Source organism: Myxosarcina sp. GI1(2024) (genome assembly GCF_053543375.1).
In genome coordinates this window covers 451,932-468,643 of record NZ_JBKGTY010000001.1, presented here as the reverse complement: position 1 = coordinate 468,643, position 16,712 = coordinate 451,932, and the positions used below count along the sequence as shown (strand labels likewise).

At 42.1% G+C, this 16,712-nt stretch carries 11 protein-coding genes and 1 pseudogene; 3 read left to right on the top strand and 9 right to left on the bottom strand.

Translation table 11 applies throughout. The features are described from left to right. Nucleotides 1-110: 110 nt before the first annotated feature. Together ACLFKQ_RS02305 and ACLFKQ_RS02300 are read left to right on the top strand one after the other, a co-directional pair. Nucleotides 111-383 (top strand): hypothetical protein, encoded by a 273-nt coding sequence (locus ACLFKQ_RS02305; RefSeq protein WP_448998298.1) that lies wholly within the window; start codon nt 111-113, stop codon nt 381-383. 172 nt (nt 384-555) lie between these two features. Then, entirely contained in the window at nt 556-1,317 is a 762-nt protein-coding gene (locus tag ACLFKQ_RS02300; protein ID WP_448998297.1) for a hypothetical protein, read from the top strand. Between the two features lie 413 nt (nt 1,318-1,730). On the opposite strand, the pseudogene ACLFKQ_RS02295 reads toward ACLFKQ_RS02300, so the two are convergent. Both ACLFKQ_RS02295 and ACLFKQ_RS02290 read right to left on the bottom strand, forming a co-directional pair. Next, nucleotides 1,731-2,874 (bottom strand): annotated as a pseudogene (locus ACLFKQ_RS02295) (IS4 family transposase). A 57-nt stretch (nt 2,875-2,931) separates the two neighbouring features. Continuing rightward, nucleotides 2,932-3,222 (bottom strand): hypothetical protein, encoded by a 291-nt coding sequence (locus ACLFKQ_RS02290; RefSeq protein WP_448998296.1) that lies wholly within the window; start codon nt 3,220-3,222, stop codon nt 2,932-2,934. Between the two features lie 116 nt (nt 3,223-3,338). Between ACLFKQ_RS02290 and ACLFKQ_RS02285 the strand changes: the two genes are divergently transcribed. Further along, complete coding sequence (locus ACLFKQ_RS02285; protein WP_448998295.1) at nt 3,339-4,160, top strand: IS5 family transposase; 822 nt, start codon at nt 3,339-3,341, stop codon at nt 4,158-4,160. A gap of 130 nt (nt 4,161-4,290) precedes the next feature. On the opposite strand, the gene ACLFKQ_RS02280 is transcribed toward ACLFKQ_RS02285, so the two are convergent. From ACLFKQ_RS02280 to ACLFKQ_RS02250, 7 genes are all read right to left on the bottom strand, one after another. Next, entirely contained in the window at nt 4,291-5,007 is a 717-nt protein-coding gene (locus ACLFKQ_RS02280; protein ID WP_448998294.1) for an ABC transporter substrate-binding protein, read from the bottom strand. 134 nt (nt 5,008-5,141) lie between these two features. After that, a complete protein-coding gene (locus ACLFKQ_RS02275) occupies nt 5,142-6,386 on the bottom strand; it encodes a cysteine desulfurase-like protein (RefSeq protein ID WP_448998293.1) in 1,245 nt (414 codons plus the stop codon). A gap of 33 nt (nt 6,387-6,419) precedes the next feature. Then, nucleotides 6,420-7,139, bottom strand: a complete 720-nt coding sequence (locus ACLFKQ_RS02270) for a 2OG-Fe dioxygenase family protein (protein WP_448998292.1) — start codon at nt 7,137-7,139, stop codon at nt 6,420-6,422. 498 nt (nt 7,140-7,637) lie between these two features. Then, nucleotides 7,638-10,136: an acyl-CoA dehydrogenase gene (locus ACLFKQ_RS02265; protein ID WP_448998291.1), complete on the bottom strand. Its 2,499-nt coding sequence runs from the start codon at nt 10,134-10,136 to the stop codon at nt 7,638-7,640. A 73-nt stretch (nt 10,137-10,209) separates the two neighbouring features. Continuing rightward, a complete protein-coding gene (locus tag ACLFKQ_RS02260) occupies nt 10,210-11,391 on the bottom strand; it encodes a thiolase family protein (RefSeq protein ID WP_448998290.1) in 1,182 nt (393 codons plus the stop codon). 51 nt (nt 11,392-11,442) lie between these two features. Then, nucleotides 11,443-13,785, bottom strand: a complete 2,343-nt coding sequence (locus ACLFKQ_RS02255) for a 3-hydroxyacyl-CoA dehydrogenase NAD-binding domain-containing protein (RefSeq protein ID WP_448998289.1) — start codon at nt 13,783-13,785, stop codon at nt 11,443-11,445. Between the two features lie 49 nt (nt 13,786-13,834). Further along, entirely contained in the window at nt 13,835-16,207 is a 2,373-nt protein-coding gene (locus ACLFKQ_RS02250; protein ID WP_448998288.1) for an AMP-dependent synthetase/ligase, read from the bottom strand. Nucleotides 16,208-16,712 lie beyond the last annotated feature (505 nt).

The following is a 16,712-nucleotide window of genomic DNA, read 5'->3' as shown; positions in this document are numbered from 1 at the left end:
GCTACGAGCCGTGTAGCCTGTCCAAGGTCGCGGATGACAAACACGCTCACTGGGGTTAGAATACAAGCCTTCCTTTCTGCCCCTTGAAAAGTGAGACCTATCATTTTATCTTGGCAGGAAACCTATCATTTATAACGGGTTTATTTGGGTTTTTTGCCATGAAAATTGAGAAAATTCTTCTAGAAGATTATCAGATGATTATTCGCTTTGATGAGCTCTCTCATCCTGAAAGTGACGACCGGATTTTTTTAGAAGACTTAATTGAAAATTGCGGTTTTCTAGAAAATGCTTCTATTGATAGCATAAATAAGATTGTTCAGATTTCTTCTGTCGATACTTATTCGCTATACCTTTTTCTTAATATTATTCAGCGTTATCTTTAATAATCCTAAGCTAGAGCGAAAGGAAAAAGGACAATGTGACCATAAATGTTCCAATTCCTCTTGATAGGGCAACGCCACCACGTTTACCAGAAATAGGTTTTCCATTGAGCCGAGCAATGATAACATTTCCCAAAACGCTACCAAACTAAGACTGTTAAGAGGAGAAATCAAAATGTTTGAGGAATCTAGAGCGTTTGAACAGCCCCCCGAACCTTCCTTGGTCACGATGACGGGTGAACCCTATCAACCAACACGACTTTTTTACTGGGTTGGTCAGAAAAATGCGGTAATCGGCAGATTTAGACGACTGCGCTGTATTGATGAAGAGCGAACTCACAATCGTTGGGTTTGGTTTTTAACAGAGGAAGCTAAGAAGATTAAATTTACTAAATCCTATCAGGATATCCCCAAAGAACATCGCCCACTCGTCTTGGGTTATTTTACCTTTAAGGGAAACCAACAACTCCGACTTGATGTTGATTCTTTTGACCGGGCAATTGAGGCAATCAAATTTTTCGACGAGAAAATTAATCGGCGATTGGCAAAAGTAAGCAAAATCCAAGTCGTCAATCAACTATTTCCGGCCACTACAACTCCTGAAGAAATCTCGGAGCATCACGTGGTTTTCTTCGAGCAAGGCAAGGCTGTCAATCCCAAGGATGAAATGGAGCAACTTGAGGAGATAGTATCCCAATATGAAGGAGAAGAACGTCAACAGGCGACCTTGGCTTTTTTCGAAAAGCAGATGAAGAAACCACTTCCTCAAGTAGAAGAACTAGAGACTCATTTTTACGAAGATGGCATTGAATCTGTGGTCATGTCATTACGGATGAGACAGATAGAAGCAAGAGAACATTGGAATGGGAATAAGAATTTTAGCCAGTTTGACATTATAGAAACACTGGCGAAAAATTTTGAACAAGAGGAACTTTGAGCAAAATTCTCTCTATTCTCTCCTGGTTGCGGCAATCCTAATGAAGTATATCAAGAATCATACTGTTCAGACTACCAGCCCATCACCTTCGTCAACTAATTTTAAATACTTTAATCGACACTGATACTCCTTTGAAAATAAACTCGATCTTGAGGTAGGGTTATCAGTCAGGAGCGATCGCTAGGGACGCAATACTTCTTGTTTAAGGATTAAGCAGAGTTAAAAATCGAAAAAGTAAGTTGTTTTGGAGCAGAAGACATTTCTCGATGAAGAGTTTTTTTAGAAGGAAATTTAGAACGAGGTTTCTTGACAACTCGCGGATTGTGTCTGTCGTGTCTAGAAGGAATTTGTTCAGCTAAAATATCTTGAATTAACCGAGAGAAAAAAAGCGCACCGCCCGCGCTGAGGAAACCTCAGCGTATAGGACGGAGCAAGCAGGGGAGTTGTTCTGGGGTTAAATCTTGAAAATCACCGATGGCACGACGAATCATCTTGAGAGTACCAGTAAAGCCTAAACGTAAAGGAGAAATACCAACTTGCTGCGCTGCTTGAAACATTAAAGAACGGAGGGCATAGTGACCCAAGAGCCAACCATAAATTTCTTGGACAACTTCACGGGGTTTGAGGGAGCGAATTGGAGTCTTGCGTCCAAGAAGGTGGGTTTTAAGTTCATCAATGGTATTCTCGATTTCCCATCGTTGATGATCCTGCTGCGCTAATCATAAAGCAGGAAACAAAGCCAAGTCCATCAAGCTGGTAATCAAACGGTATGTTTTCACTTCTCCATCCTTTTCCATCGTGTATTCGATAACTCGAACTTGAATCTTGCTAGCCCCTTTTTTCTTGGATTTGCGGTCAGGGTTAATCCAACTTAAATAAGAGCCATCATCTAAAATTTGGTGAGCTGGAAATTTAACGTTGGCGGGAACTCTTCCCAAATATTTACATCCTTGAGCTAAGGTAGCATTAACCATACGGTAGGAATGTAATCCTCTATCCCACATTAACAGCATTGATTTGCCAACTGAACGAAGCAGTTTTAAGGCTCTGACTCTTTCGCCGATTCGATAGGGACACATTAACGCATCTGTGATTAAATGTGTTCCTGCTTCGATTAATAAAACCACACGCACCTTGGGAAAAGCAGCTCTTGTCCCTTTTCGACTTCGGCGGCTATCCAAACACTTTGGCATTAGCTTGACTATCAGGTACATCCAATACTGTCCCATCTACAGCCATTACTCTTAGGCCTCCTAGAAAGGCTCCTGGCGTTTCCGTAGTTGCTCCCGGTTTAACAATTGAATCAAATAATCGACTCATTACTTGGCATCCTAGTTTTTGTCTGGCTATGGTAATCGAAGAACTATTTGGCAACTTCCAGTATTGCCCTAATTTTGTCCACTGTCTATTTAAACCATTAACTAGATTTTATAGTACAGTTTCCATCGAATCTGATGACCACAAACTCATCGCTATGACTAAACAGACTACCAAACTTGCTGGTAATTTTCTTTTTCGTTTTTCCAAGCTGTTGCTTTTCTTTAATGCTTGGTCGATTGCTTCTGGAGCGATCGCTGTTTTAATTGCTTTTTTCAAAATAATCCTTACTTTACTTCATTTTGAGCTTAAACAAGAAGTATTGGGACAGACACCAGTAAACACGGGATGAGTATCGAGTATTTCTAGCTGTTCTGCTTGGGTGTAGCGAGAAGGGCGATTGGGAATGAGTTCTCCTTCATACCAGGAATATCCTTCTGACGACCATTGTTCTGCTACCTCTGCATTCGAGTTTGGTCGAAAGTCCATACAGGTTTTGGTATCTACACCATCGGAATGAATCACACAGACTAAGAAGTGGGGATTGTGGGCGTAGAGTAGGCAGCGATTGCAGTCGGGGATTTTCATCTAGGGTTACTCTTCCAGTCAAAGAGCCAGAAGCAAGGCACTAGACCTCTTGCAAAAGTCTTTTCGTGATAGGATGAGGGGTTGGACTAAAATCTCTTAAAATCGAGAAGATTACCATGAAATTTGCCCAAGTTCAGGGATTATCCAAACAGAAATTTAAGCGTCGGACAGGAATGAGTCATCAAGCTTATTATGTCATCGTTAATGAAATCAAGGAACAAGAAAAGAAAAAAAAGCCGGGTCGTCCTTGTACACTAAGCATAGAAAACCAAGTTTTAATGACTATTCAATACTGGCGAGAATATCGACCTTATTTTCAGATTGGAGTTGATTGGGACGTATCAGAATCGATGGTTTGTCGAACCGTAAATCAAGTAGAAAATATCTTGATTAAGTCGGGGAAATTGGCTTTACCAGGACAAAAAGAACTAAGAAAATTGTCCGACCCAGAAATGGTGTTAGTCATGGATGTTATGGAAAGTACTATTGAGAGACCAAGCAAAGGGCAAAAAGGATTTTATAGTGGCAAAAATAAAAAGCATTCATTAAAAACGCAAGTGATTATTGAATTAAAGAGCAGGAAGATAATGTGTTTAAGGCAGGAAAAAGGAAAAATTCACGATTTTAAATTATTCAAAAAAAGCAAGGTAAAGCTACCGAAAACAAGCAAGATGTTAGCAGATAAAGGCTACCAAGGAATCCTGAAAGTTCACGAAAACAGTGCCACTCCAATTAAGAAACCCAAGAGAGGAAAATTGACGAAAGAACAAAAAAGAGCTAATCGAGAATTAAATCGGCTCCGAGTGGCAGTTGAACATGTTAATCGTCGGCTAAAAATCTTTAAAATTTTATCTTATCCCTATCGGAACCGTCACAAAAGATTTGGATTAAGAGCCAATTTAATTGCAGGTATTTATAATTATGAATTAGCCGTATAAATTCAACTAGAAAATTCGATTGTTTTTCAGGAATTCAGTAATTAATTAATAACTGAAACAATTTTTGCTGTCAAATTTTTATCAGGCGATCGCCTGATAATACTTAATGAAAAAAATCGCTCCATTCTTACTATTTTAATTGGCAAAAAGGGAAATCAAAATAACTCTTAAATATACCACAAAATATTTTTGCAAGAGTTCTGTTGTAATCTTGAGTGCCAAGTTTGGGAAAAGCCGTCCGAGAGAGAAATTTTACTCCTTCTTTTCTCTCTCGCAGGGCTGTTTGGAAAAATTCCCAACTCTGGCGACCAAAAGCATAATCTGGTCCAATAGTCGTCCACGTCTGATAGCCTTCGGTTGCAGCAATTTTAGCTCCAGCGGCAGAATTTTGAGGACTGTTAATACTACAGCGGAAAACAAACCGATTGCATAATTCTCCAGTCAATTTGGGGCTAGCTGCATGAGTTACCATTAAAATTCGCTTTAACTCTGGAATTGTAGGAACTAACGCTTCTGCATTTCCCGAACTATCAATTCCCAACAGAAAATCTACTTTTTCCTGTAATATCAATCTCCTCGCCTTTTGCACGGGCGCGCTCTCGTCTTCAAAAATAACCTCCAGAGGTTTACCATTAATACCTCCAGCTCGCTCGATTTCTGCTAAAGCTAAATTGATGCCATCGCGAGCAAACTCACCATAAGTGGCAAATCCCCCAGTTAATAAATACATTGCCCCAACACGTACTGGGCGCTCGCTCTTTAAGGTATTGCTATTACAAGCAAATAAAAACCCCATAGTTGCCCAGCTTAATTGTTGCAGAACAGTACGCCGAGAGAGATGATACATGGGCTGGATTTTTTTTACTGGAATTTAGACAAAGATTTGAATCTTAGAAAAAACATCAAATATCTAGCTAAATATTTGCAGGCTAGGCTCGAGCATTAAAACTGATAGGAAAACAATTAGAAAACAATTATATACTACTGAGTCATCTCCTCTAAAACTTGTAACAAGCGATTGCTCTCTGATTTCGTATTGTAGTGTACCAAGCCAATTCGTAAAAAGCCTCCACTTGACTCAATTCCTAGTCTTTCAGTTAAACCGAGTGCATATACGTTGCCGTGCCAAGTATATATATGGCGCTTGCTTAAAGCTTTAGCAGCTTCACCAGGTTTATATCCTGCGAGTCTAACACCTACGGTGGGAGTTCTCCATGCAAAACGTTCTAGTTCGGTAATCCCATAAATTTTTACCCCCCCAATTTGCTTGAGACCTGCAATTAAATAGTCAGATAATTCTCTTTCATAAGCTTGGATTGCCCTCATAGCTGCGATTAAGGCATCGCGACGATTGGAGCTATTGGGAGCTACACGAAGACCGAGATTAGTTAGATAATCGATACTGGCTACTAAACCTGCTAGACCCTCAAAGTTTAAAGTTCCCGTTTCCCAACGCCAGGGAACTTGGTCGGAAGCTGGTTTGACTTTGTAGGGGTGCAGTCGAGTTAAGTATTCTTTTTTACCGTAAAGAATCCCTACATGAGGACCAAAAAATTTATATGCCGAGCCTATTAAAAAATCACAATCTAGAGTACGCACGTCGAGCGAACCATGAGGTAAGTAGTGAACGGCATCGATGAAAACTAATGCTCCTACATTATGGGCTAACTTTACTACCCTGGGAATGTCGTTAATTGTTCCTACCGCATTGCTAGCATAGCCTACAGCAACTATTTTTGTTCGTTGGTTAATTTTTTGTTCTAAATCAGCAATATTGAGAGTACAATCTTCAGGATTAATCTCAACAGTACGAACGATGACACCTTTTTCCGCTAGCTCGTGCCAAGGAGAGACATTGGCATAATGATCGAGCCGCGTTACTAGGATTTCATCACCCGCTTGTAACTCACGACCGATAGCCCGACTAAAAGCATAGGTCAAAGTGGTCATATTAGCACCGAATACCACTTCGTCGCGATCGCAACCTAGTAAATCTGCCATAGCTTCACGAGCAGCAGCGATCGCAGCATCGGTACGAATACTCGTAGCAAACGCACCATGAGCATTAGCGTTAGACTCTAGCAAATAGTTACTCATTGCCTCAATAACTATTCTGGGTATTTGAGTACCTCCCGGTCCATCGAAGAAAATAACGGGCTGACCGTCTATTTCTGAGGAAAGAGCGGGAAAATGACCGCGTATCCAGTCTAAATCTAGAGAAACCATAGTAAAACGTCTTAATTACTCGCTCGTATTGCCTCAAACTTTTATCGGGTCGGGTTTTTGCCAATTTTTAGGAGGTCGCAATCCAGGACAAGTTAAAACGAAAACGTCTCTAGTTCCTATTTCTGCAGTTGTGGCTTTGATGGGAGAAGTAAAATGAAAAAAGTCGCGATCGCTAAAAATCAGAAATTCCCCTGGATTGAGTATTTTAGTAAAAATAGGCTCTCCATCTTGGGACTGGTACAGAGAAGTCGCCGCTCCCGCAACTCGGTCGCGACTGACGGAAAAAATGCCTATTAGATCTACTCCATCTCGATGAATTCCTTCTGGAGCTGGATGACCAATTACTTTCGAATTGGCGATAGTTCTGATTTGATGAACGCTAATTTCATTAGCTTTAATTCGATTGACACTAGAACATTGCCGGCCAAACTCAAAAAACTCTAAAACTATAGTTTGAAAGTCTGGAAGCTCGATTAAGGTTTGCTCTAGTTCGGCAAATTCTCTAACTACATCCCCTACTAAAGGATTATATTCTTTACTTTGAAATAAGGATGTGTGAGGTAGCTGAACCAAGTGATTGTCAATAATTTTAAAACTAGAAAGCCGTCGGAAGCGATAGCCTTCTGCTATGTATGGATCTACGGGTAAATTATCGAAAGAAATCTTGATTTGCTCTAAATCCAGAGTATTAAGTGTTTCCAATACATAATCATTGAGACAATTAAAATTGAGTTTTTTTAGTGTGTTTAACATTGCTATCATTTCCTACAAATCAACGCAATATAAATGCAAATAAGAGTATGATTATCCAAATTAACTAAGTATTGAGTTTTGATAATTTTGTTCGAGTACTAATGTAAACTTTATTCGTTCGGCAGTTTATTTTAAATATCTGCGATATTCTGAAGTTTGAAATTTTCTACCTAATACTCTTAACTTGCACATTTTGAAATCCTTACCCAGTAATGTTTTTACCTTTCTGAGTAAATGTGCTTGTTTTTACCTATGGCTAGTGGCGATCGCCGCTAGTTAAAGGCTCACATCTTGCACGCCTTACAAGTAAACTTAATAATCTAGGGTGGAGAATCAATTTATTGCTCTTTTCCCCTTTACCTTTTCCCTTTTCCCTGATACCACAAGTCAGTTACGGGTCAGGTGCAAGATCTCAGTAATAGGAAGATGCTGTATTATATGTACTTATTTATATTATAAACTAATCAAAAACCTAGACTTAATTGTTAATGTGTACTTTTAAGATTGGAGAAAGGTAGTTTTTGATTTAGTTGGTTCGGAGATTGCTGCAGCCGAATCTGCTTGATATTCTTCTGGAGTAAATGAATCTACTCGAACAGCGTCATTGCGAGCAGCTTCTGCTTGGGTCAACAGTTCGAGTTCATCTAAAGTAATAATTGCTGTTTCTAAAGCATCCCGAATTAACGTTTCTGGTTTTTCTTGAGGTAACTTATTGTTTCTGCTAGCAGTTTTGATTTTCTTGAGAATAGATTCGGATTTAACGGATAAGTCGAAAGCATATTCTAAATGTCCTAAAGCTTCGTTGGTATTTGTGGGAATATAGATGTCGGCAGTAAGCCGATCTCTTTGCGAGCCTGGAGTTTGGATGATTCGAGCAATTTTACTACCTAGTTTGTCTGAGGGCATCGTACCGATGGGATTGAGTCGCCACCATGCTGCTGCTATTCCCGACAGCGGCACTGGCATATTACTAAAAACTCCTTCAAATCCCTGTTGTATTCGAGCCAAAGCATACTGCATCGACCAATGAACTAAAGGCAGATCTTCATGGTTGCGTCCTTCGGCTTCATAGCGGCGTAAAGTAGCAGTGGCTAAATACATCCAAGAAAGAATATCGGCGAATCTACCAGTGAGTTTTTCTTGGCGTTTGAGACTGCCCCCATATCTAATTAAGGCGAAATCGGTTAAGAAAGCAAAACTAGCTGATGCCCAAGCCAATTTACGATAATATTTGGCAGTCGCACCAGATACAGGAGAACGAGCTAGATAACCGCGAGAAAGATTAAGTAAGATGGTACGGAAAAGATTGTTTACTATCGAACCGAGATGCCGCCAAAAGACACGGTCGAAAGCTTTAACATCAGCTTGACTCAAAGCTTCGATTTCTCGGTAGACATAGGGATGGGAACGAATTGCCCCCTGTCCGAAGATAATCATAGTGCGCGTCAGAATATTTGCCCCTTCAACAGTTATGGGAATGGGTGTCGCCGAATAAATATTAGCCAGTAAGTTTCTCGGACCGCGACAAATCCCCGCACCGCCCATAATATCCATACCGTCGTTGATAATCTGACGGGACAGTTCGGTAAAATTATATTTGGCGATCGCCGAAATTACCGCAGGCTGTTCTCCTCTATCTACCGCAGCGACCGTATACAGCCTTGCTGCATCCATTAGGTAAGTCAATCCACCAATACGCGCCAGAGGTTCTTCGATTCCCTCAAAACGCCCGATATTTAGTCCGAACTGTCTTCTAACTCTGGCATAGGCTCCCGTAACCCTGGTAACTAACTTGGCAATACCCGTACAAGTGGCGGGAAAACTAACCCCTCGTCCCGCAGCCAAAGTCTGCATCAGCATTTTCCAACCCCGTCCTGCCTGTTCGACACCCCCGATAATTTGCTCTACAGAGACAACTACATTCCGTCCGAATGTAGGAGAATTGTAAAAAGGTACGCCCATCGGATCGTGACGGCGATCGATAGTTACTCCAGGGGTATTGGTAGGAATTAACGCGCAGGTAATGCCGAGATCTTCTCCTTTACCGAGCAGATTATCTCGATCGCGGAGTCGAAACGCCAGCCCCATCAAAGTAGCGATCGTAGCTAGAGTTATATAGCGTTTCTCCCAATTCAAGCGCAGATATAACTTACCGTCCTCTCCTTTAAATACTATTGCGTTAGAGACAATACTACCCGCATCCGAACCAGCATTGGGTTCTGTTAGGGCAAAACAAGGAATTTCTTCACCTGTTGCCAGTCGGGGTAAATAATAGTCTTTTTGTGCCTGGGTTCCATAGCGTAATAATAATTTAGCCGGACCGAGAGAGTTAGTTACGCCGACGGTAGCAGTATGGGTAAAAGAACGGGATGCCAGCTTATTCATCACCGCACTGTAAGCCAGGTTAGAAAATCCTAGGCCCCCGTATTCAGTCGGAATCATCATGCCAAAAAACCTTTCTTGTTTGAGATAATCCCAAACTTCGGGGGGTAAATCTTTACGACAATGAATTTCCCAGTCAGTCGCCATCTGACAGACGGTTTCTACCTGGTTATCGAGAAAAGAACGAATTTGTTGTAGGGGCAAATGGCAATTCGCCCTCACCGGTCGTGATTTTTCGGGTATCGATGGATATGGTTCATTAAGAAGGCGTTTAAAGTTGGGTTTGCCAGAGAAAAATTCACCGTCTACCCAGACGTTTCCCGCTTCGATCGCTTCTCGTTCGGTATCGGAAATCTTGGGTAATAGTTTTAATGCTGCGATCGCTCTAACAATATATGTTGTAACTAATCTTTGGCGCAGTTGTGGAATATTGAAAACTAACGCCACGACACCAAAGGCAATCCATAACCAAAGCGGTGCAGAAAACAATCCCAAAATTACAGCAGCGTACAGCGACCACAGCCAGAGGGGTACGCCGATGTAAGCAAAAGATACAAACACCAATAAGAATAAAAATATAGCAACGCCGAAGGTTGGAGTCAGAAGATCGTTCATAATTTTGCTCCCACAAATTTTATTTACACTTATCTATATCTAGTACAGGCATGGCACTGCCATGCCGCTACGATTACAACCTCAAATTCTCAAATACTCCCGCAGCCCCCATACCACCGCCAACACACATGGTTATCATGCCGTAGCGGATACCCCGTCGTTGCATTTCGTGAAGTAAGGTAGCTGTTAGTTTGGCTCCCGTACAGCCCAAAGGATGCCCTAAAGCGATCGCGCCACCGTTGACGTTGATAATGTCTTCGTTAAGTCCCAGTTTGCGAATTACTGCTAAAGTCTGGGCGGCAAAGGCTTCGTTAAGTTCGATTAGCCCGATATCGTCTAAAGACAAGCCTACCTGTTTGAGAACTTTTGGTACTGCTTCAACAGGACCGATACCCATAATTTCTGGTGCTACTCCAGCCACTGCATAGCACAATAGTCTACCCATGGGCTTAACTTTGAGTTCGTTCATCATGTTCTCGCTCATAACTACGGCTGCGGCTGCCCCATCGGACATTTGGGAGGAATTTCCTGCCGTCACCGTCCCTTGAGCGTGAAATACGGGTTTTAGTTTAGCTAAAGCTTCCATGCTGGTATCGCTGCGAGGTCCTTCGTCTACCTCAAATACCCGTTCGAGGGTTTGCAGTTTGCCCTCAGCATAAAAGCTTTCTTTTAAAGGCACGGCAACTATTTCTTCGCTAAAGCGCCCCGTTCTGATGGCAACTAAAGCCCGATGGTGCGATCGCAAAGCAAAGCGGTCTTGGTCTTCTCTAGAGATCTGAAATTCACTGGCAACATTTTCGGCAGTAAGCCCCATAGTGATGTAAGTGTCGGGGGATTTGTCGATCAGTTCTGGGTTGGGTGACAGATAATTACCGCCCATGGGCATCAGACTCATAGATTCTGCCCCACCAGCGACAATAACCTCTGCCTGTCCCGTCATAATTGCCTGAGATGCCATGGCAATGGTTTGCAGTCCCGATGCACAGAAACGATTGACCGTACAGCCAGGGACAGAATCGGGCAATCCCGCTCGTTGGGCGACGATTCGTCCCAAATTAAAGCCCTGTTCCCCTTCGGGAAAGGCACAGCCCATCATTACATCATCGATCTCTGCGGGATCGAGTTGTTTGACTTTGGCGATCGCGCCTTTGACCGCAGTTGCCCCTAAATCGTCGGGACGCATATTACGCAGGGTTCCTCTCGGTGCTTTACCAATAGCTGTTCTGACGCTACTGACAATATATGCTTTTTTCATGGCTTTTACCTTTTTGAAAAGTACGGGCAAGGCACTGCCTTGCCTCTACGGTTAATTTCGCAGTGGTTTCTTGGTTGTCAACAGATGTGCGATCCGCTCTTGGGTTTTCTTTTCTTTAAGTAGCGGTATAAAGGTTTCTCGTTCGAGTTGTAGTAAGTAATCTTCACTAACTAAAGACGGTGCGGATAGTTCGCCTCCCGTAAGCACGTATGCTAAACGGTTGGCAAGAAAGCGATCGTATTCGGAAATATATCCTCCTTGTTGAAAGACATAGGCACCATGTTCTAGTGCCGCTCTACCCGGCTCTCCCAAAACCATAATGGAGTCACCACGGGGTATGGGTGCATAGCCTTCTAAATCGAGACAGATAACTTCTTGTTTGGCTACGTATAAACGGCGATCGCTATTGATGACAATTTTCGCAGTAGGAGATAAGAAACCGAGTTCTAGAGCTTCATAGGCACTGTTGGCAACTTTTGCCATACCGATAGTTTTAAAGACTTGTAGCAAGAAAGGTTGAATTTGCGTTGCGGTTTCTTTTGCCGCTCTCGATGCTGCCCAAGCTGCCATCCGCATAATGCCACCAGCACCAGGAATCAAGCCGACGCTCAGTTCTACCAAGCCAATATAGCTTTCGGCTGCCGCGACAACTTGGGGGCAAGCCATGACTAATTCGCAACCACCACCCAGAGCCAAACCCCTAACCGCAGCCACAATTGGTTTGGGGAAGTAGTGAATTCTCTGTAGGGTAGTTTGGAATTGCCGCACCAGATCCGATACTCGCCCTAATTTACCAGACTGAGCTAGTTTGCCAATTTCTACTAGATTGGCACCACCGCAGAAGTTATCGTTGTTGTTGCCAATAACCATGCCTCGATAGTTGTTGGTTTCGAGCAAATCTAGAACTTCCGTCAGTCCCTCCATGACTTTAAAGCTGAGGGTGTTGCCTTTCGAGCGAAACTCGTATAGAACTACCCCATCACCGAGATCTAACAGCGCGGCTTCTTCGTTTTGCCAGAGAACATTTTTCGATTGAGATTTAATGACATCGAGGTCGATTTCATCTTGAGGTATGTTTAGAGGCGCATATCCCGCATCGGGAGTATAAACTGTATCCTGTCGATAAAATCCAGCCACCTGATGATGTTTAATCATCGTTTCGATCCAATCTGCCAGGGGGATATCTGCCGTCTGCATATCGGTAATGACGTTTTTAAAACCCAAGACATCCCAGAGTTCAAAAGGTCCTAGTTCCCAACCAAAACCCCAACGCATGGCGCGATCGATTTCTGCAGGACTATCGGTAATTTCCCTCAGGCGATAGGAACTGTAGCTGAGTATCGATAGCATCAGCTTGCGGAAGAACTTACCAGCACGTCCTGAGTCACGATATAAGGCTCTCAAGCGTTCGGGAAGCTCTAGTTTTTGAATAGATTTAAGATCGCCTAAATTTAGAGGTTTAGCTGGCTCGTAAACAAAGGTTTCAGGGTTTAGAGAAAGAATTTGTCCCCCTTCTTTTTTATAAAAACCCTGACCTGCTTTTGCTCCTAAAGACCCCGTTTCTACCAGTTTTTCTAGCAAGGCAGGCACGCGAAAGACTTCGCGACTTTCATCATCGGGAATGGCAGGATAGAGATTTTTGGCGACGTAAACCAAAGTATCTAGTCCTACCAAGTCGGCAGTCCTAAAAGTTCCCGATTTTGGTCGTCCTACCAAAGTTCCCGTCAGAGTATCGATTTCTTCGATAGTGTATCCTTCATCGATAAAGGCTTTTATCCCTAGCATGGTGGCGTAAATACCGATGCGGTTAGCGATAAAGTTGGGTGTGTCTTTGGCAACTACTACACCTTTACCGAGATGCAGACGAGCGAACCATTCCAATCTTAGTAAAATCTCGGTATCCGTATCTTCTGTAGGGATTAGCTCTAGTAGCTTGAGATAGCGGGGGGGATTGAAAAAATGCGTGCCTAAAAAACGTTGACGAAAAGATTGAGGCAATCCGCGAACGATTTCATTTACGGGCAAGCCACTAGTATTGGTAGAAACGATCGCTTCATGGCTGACGACACTTTCAAGACGCGTCATCAACTGCTGTTTGATTTCCAGATTTTCCACTACTGCCTCGATTACCCAGTCTACATCTGCCAGGCGATCTAGATGTTCGTCAAAATTGCCTAGAGTAATGCGACGGGCGGTTTTTTCGGTATACAAGATTGGTGGCTTGTGCTTGAGTGCTTTTTGCCAAGCTGCCTCGACGATCGCATTTTTGTTGTCTTCTGCGGCGGGTATATCTAGTAAATGAACCGTCAATCCAGCATTAGCCAGGTGAGCCGCAATCTGCGAACCCATGACTCCCGCACCCAAAACAGCAGCGGTTCGGAACGGTTGAAACATCTTTTTTTCCTCCCTTACACTTAGTTAATGGTCAGAGATTAGGTAACTATCAATCTTTAGAATTAGAATTTTTTTGTAGTTTCCACGGCACAGTAGCAAGCAGAGTAATATAGCTTTTTAAAACCCGCCAGAATAACTTCCCTTTGGCGACAATTTTCCTAATCAGTCGTTTGACCGCAAAAGTTCGGAATTTTGAATACAAGTTTTGTATTTGTATTTCACTAATTTGTTCCAAGAGCAAATTTAGCTTGGAATTACCGACACCCTTACTGGCAATGTACTGCCTTGCCCCTAAAAACTCTGTATCTTCTCCATACAATGCATCTATTTCGGCGGCAAATGTCTCGTTGAATCTAGCGCGATCGATCTTGCCATCCGATCTCAGCAAACCATTAGCTATAGTTAAATGAGCATCGAGGAGTTGAAACCGCTTGACTTTCGACCAACGAGGTAACTGTTGGTTAGCATCATCGACTAAGGTTTGATAGAGAGCGACAATTTCTGGCTGTTGCAATAAGTTGTTAGTAGGTGTCGGATTCGAAGTTTTGACTTGTTCGTGCAATCTTTCTAAATTGGGAAGAATTAACATTCCACAGAACTTTTTCTGCAATCCTACTACTACTGCCTGTTCGACCAAAGGCGATTGTTTGACTCGCTCTTCTAGTGGTTGAGGAATGACATACTTACCAGTAGAGAGCTTAAATAGGTCTTTTTTACTGCCTGTAATGGTTAAAAAACCTTCTGAAGTAAATCGTCCTAGATCGCCTGTATGTAACCATCCTTCCTCGTCAATAACTGCCTTGGTAGCTTCAAAATTGCGATAGTAACCTTGCATCACGTAAGGAGCTTTGACTAAAATTTCTCCGTCATCGGCGATCGCAATTTCTACTCCTGGAATCGGCAGTCCCACTGTTCCCGCACGATTTAAGTTTTCTCGATTAAAACAAAGCACAGCACTGGTTTCGGTTAAACCATAGCCTTGTAGTACGGTCATTCCTGCCGCACTCAAAAAATTGGCAACTTCGCCTTTTAAAGCCGCGCCGCCACTAATAAAATATTTTAGCCTGCCGCCAAAAGGTTTTCGCCAGCGAGCAAAAACCAAACTGTCTGCCAGAGCGAACTGAATCGTCTCTAAGGAGTTTGATTTTCTGCCCAATTCATAACTTTGAGCTAGCTTTAATGCCCAGTCAAAGACTGTTTTTTCAAATCCTGTCAGCTTACTGCCGCGATCGAGAATCTTTTGATAGGTTTTTTCCAATAATCGCGGTACTGTAGCGACAATCGTCGGTCTTACGGTTTGAAAATCTCTAACCATTCGATTGGCAGTAGAAAAATAGATGCTGTGACCGTAATAAATATGACCGTAAACTAATGCTCTCGCAAAAATGTGGGTCAGAGGTAAAAAAGAGAGAATTACTTCTTTGGCTCCTAGTTTGAGATCCTCAAGACTACTGAAAGTAGTAAGAACATCAGCAGTAATATTTTCATGAGTTAACATTACTCCTTTAGGCTGTCCCGTTTCTCCGGCAATATAGACTATTGTTGCTAAATCTTGTGGAGATAGATTTGCTCTTAATTGCTGTCTGCGCTCTCGATCCAATAATTTTCTACCTCTCGCTCGAATTTCTTCAAGAGACAATAGTTGAATGCATTGAGGTAGTTCGGGACAAGATAGCTTTTTCCTTCCCTGGCAAAGCAGCATAGGAATGCATAGGCAAGCGGATTTAGGAGTTGATTTTTTAACTTTGACCTGACTGGATGCTGAATCGCGAACTTCTTCTTTTAATCGATTAACTTCAAGTTCTGATAATTCAGAATTTTTGTCTCCAAACTCCGTTGCGGAGCTTCTCGTTTGGAGAGTATTGCAAATTCCCAATTCATTTAGACCACAAGTCAATAGCCGAGTGCGTTTTTCTTCCCAGTCCTCGGGAATATCGGCAACAATTACCGTTTGAAGAGCGAGAATATCGCAAAGATAGGGAATGATTTGAGCCAGCAGCTCTAAGTCAGAAACAATTAAGACTTTGGCTGCTGAATGATGCAGGATAAAAGCAATATTAGTTAAAGTTTGCATAAGATCGATAGGTACATTAATCAATCCTGCAAGTAAGGAACCAAAATCTGCCAGACAGAAATTAACATCGCTGTGCATCAATAAAGCTACACGTTCGCCTTTCTTGATTTTTTTTTCTAGCAACCCCAGGGCCAACTCTTCGGCTGCAATTTGCAGTTCTTGATTGGATTGAGACTGCCAGGCATTTGCTCGCCACTGATTGAATGCACGAAAATTAAAGCGACAATTATCTAAAGAGTTTGCTTCGGGCTTCCCGCAGGCTTCATCAAGTAATGAAGGCAAAGTACGACCCAATATAGGGCGATCTCTAGGTAAGAGAGATTTATTATTCTCATTAAGATCAAACATTGGCAACTCAAAAAAATTTATTTTTGTGCTTAACAGGCTATCTTTAGCCTTTTAAGCTGTTGCCAATCTTAATCTTTTTTTGCAACTACAAGACTATTTCGATAGCTGTTTTTAAATTTTTGTATTAGACAACATAATTAGCTATTTATCGACTCTTGTATTGATATCTTCGACCCTAAACATCTACCAAAAAATTACTTTACATCCAACTCTTAAGCGATTAAAAAGCTAGTTAATAAGCTGACTTTATATAAGTAATAGTATAACATATTTATTTTAAATTACTTTCTAGTTGCCAACTGCTCAGGGTCATGTGACAAATCTGTTGACAGTCTTCAAAGATGGCGTTGCTGAATGAGCAGTTGATAATCAACTCCATAGCCCGAAAATTCGTTATAAATCCATTTCAAAATCAGCAACGCCTTTCAACTTGATTAAAGTGCTAAGGTAATGGCTAAACTTTGCTCAAACAGCGCGAGCGCTTCTCAGATACTGTTTTGTAAGG

Coding starts and splice junctions, on each gene's coding strand:
- ACLFKQ_RS02300 (WP_448998297.1), top strand. CDS start 556: ATGTTTGAGGAATCTAGAGCGTTTGAACAGCCCCCCGAACCTTCCTTG.
- ACLFKQ_RS02290 (WP_448998296.1), bottom strand. CDS start 3,222: ATGAAAATCCCCGACTGCAATCGCTGCCTACTCTACGCCCACAATCCC.
- ACLFKQ_RS02285 (WP_448998295.1), top strand. CDS start 3,339: ATGAAATTTGCCCAAGTTCAGGGATTATCCAAACAGAAATTTAAGCGT.
- ACLFKQ_RS02280 (WP_448998294.1), bottom strand. CDS start 5,007: ATGTATCATCTCTCTCGGCGTACTGTTCTGCAACAATTAAGCTGGGCA.
- ACLFKQ_RS02275 (WP_448998293.1), bottom strand. CDS start 6,386: ATGGTTTCTCTAGATTTAGACTGGATACGCGGTCATTTTCCCGCTCTT.
- ACLFKQ_RS02270 (WP_448998292.1), bottom strand. CDS start 7,139: ATGTTAAACACACTAAAAAAACTCAATTTTAATTGTCTCAATGATTAT.
- ACLFKQ_RS02265 (WP_448998291.1), bottom strand. CDS start 10,136: ATGAACGATCTTCTGACTCCAACCTTCGGCGTTGCTATATTTTTATTC.
- ACLFKQ_RS02260 (WP_448998290.1), bottom strand. CDS start 11,391: ATGAAAAAAGCATATATTGTCAGTAGCGTCAGAACAGCTATTGGTAAA.
- ACLFKQ_RS02255 (WP_448998289.1), bottom strand. CDS start 13,785: ATGTTTCAACCGTTCCGAACCGCTGCTGTTTTGGGTGCGGGAGTCATG.
- ACLFKQ_RS02250 (WP_448998288.1), bottom strand. CDS start 16,207: ATGTTTGATCTTAATGAGAATAATAAATCTCTCTTACCTAGAGATCGC.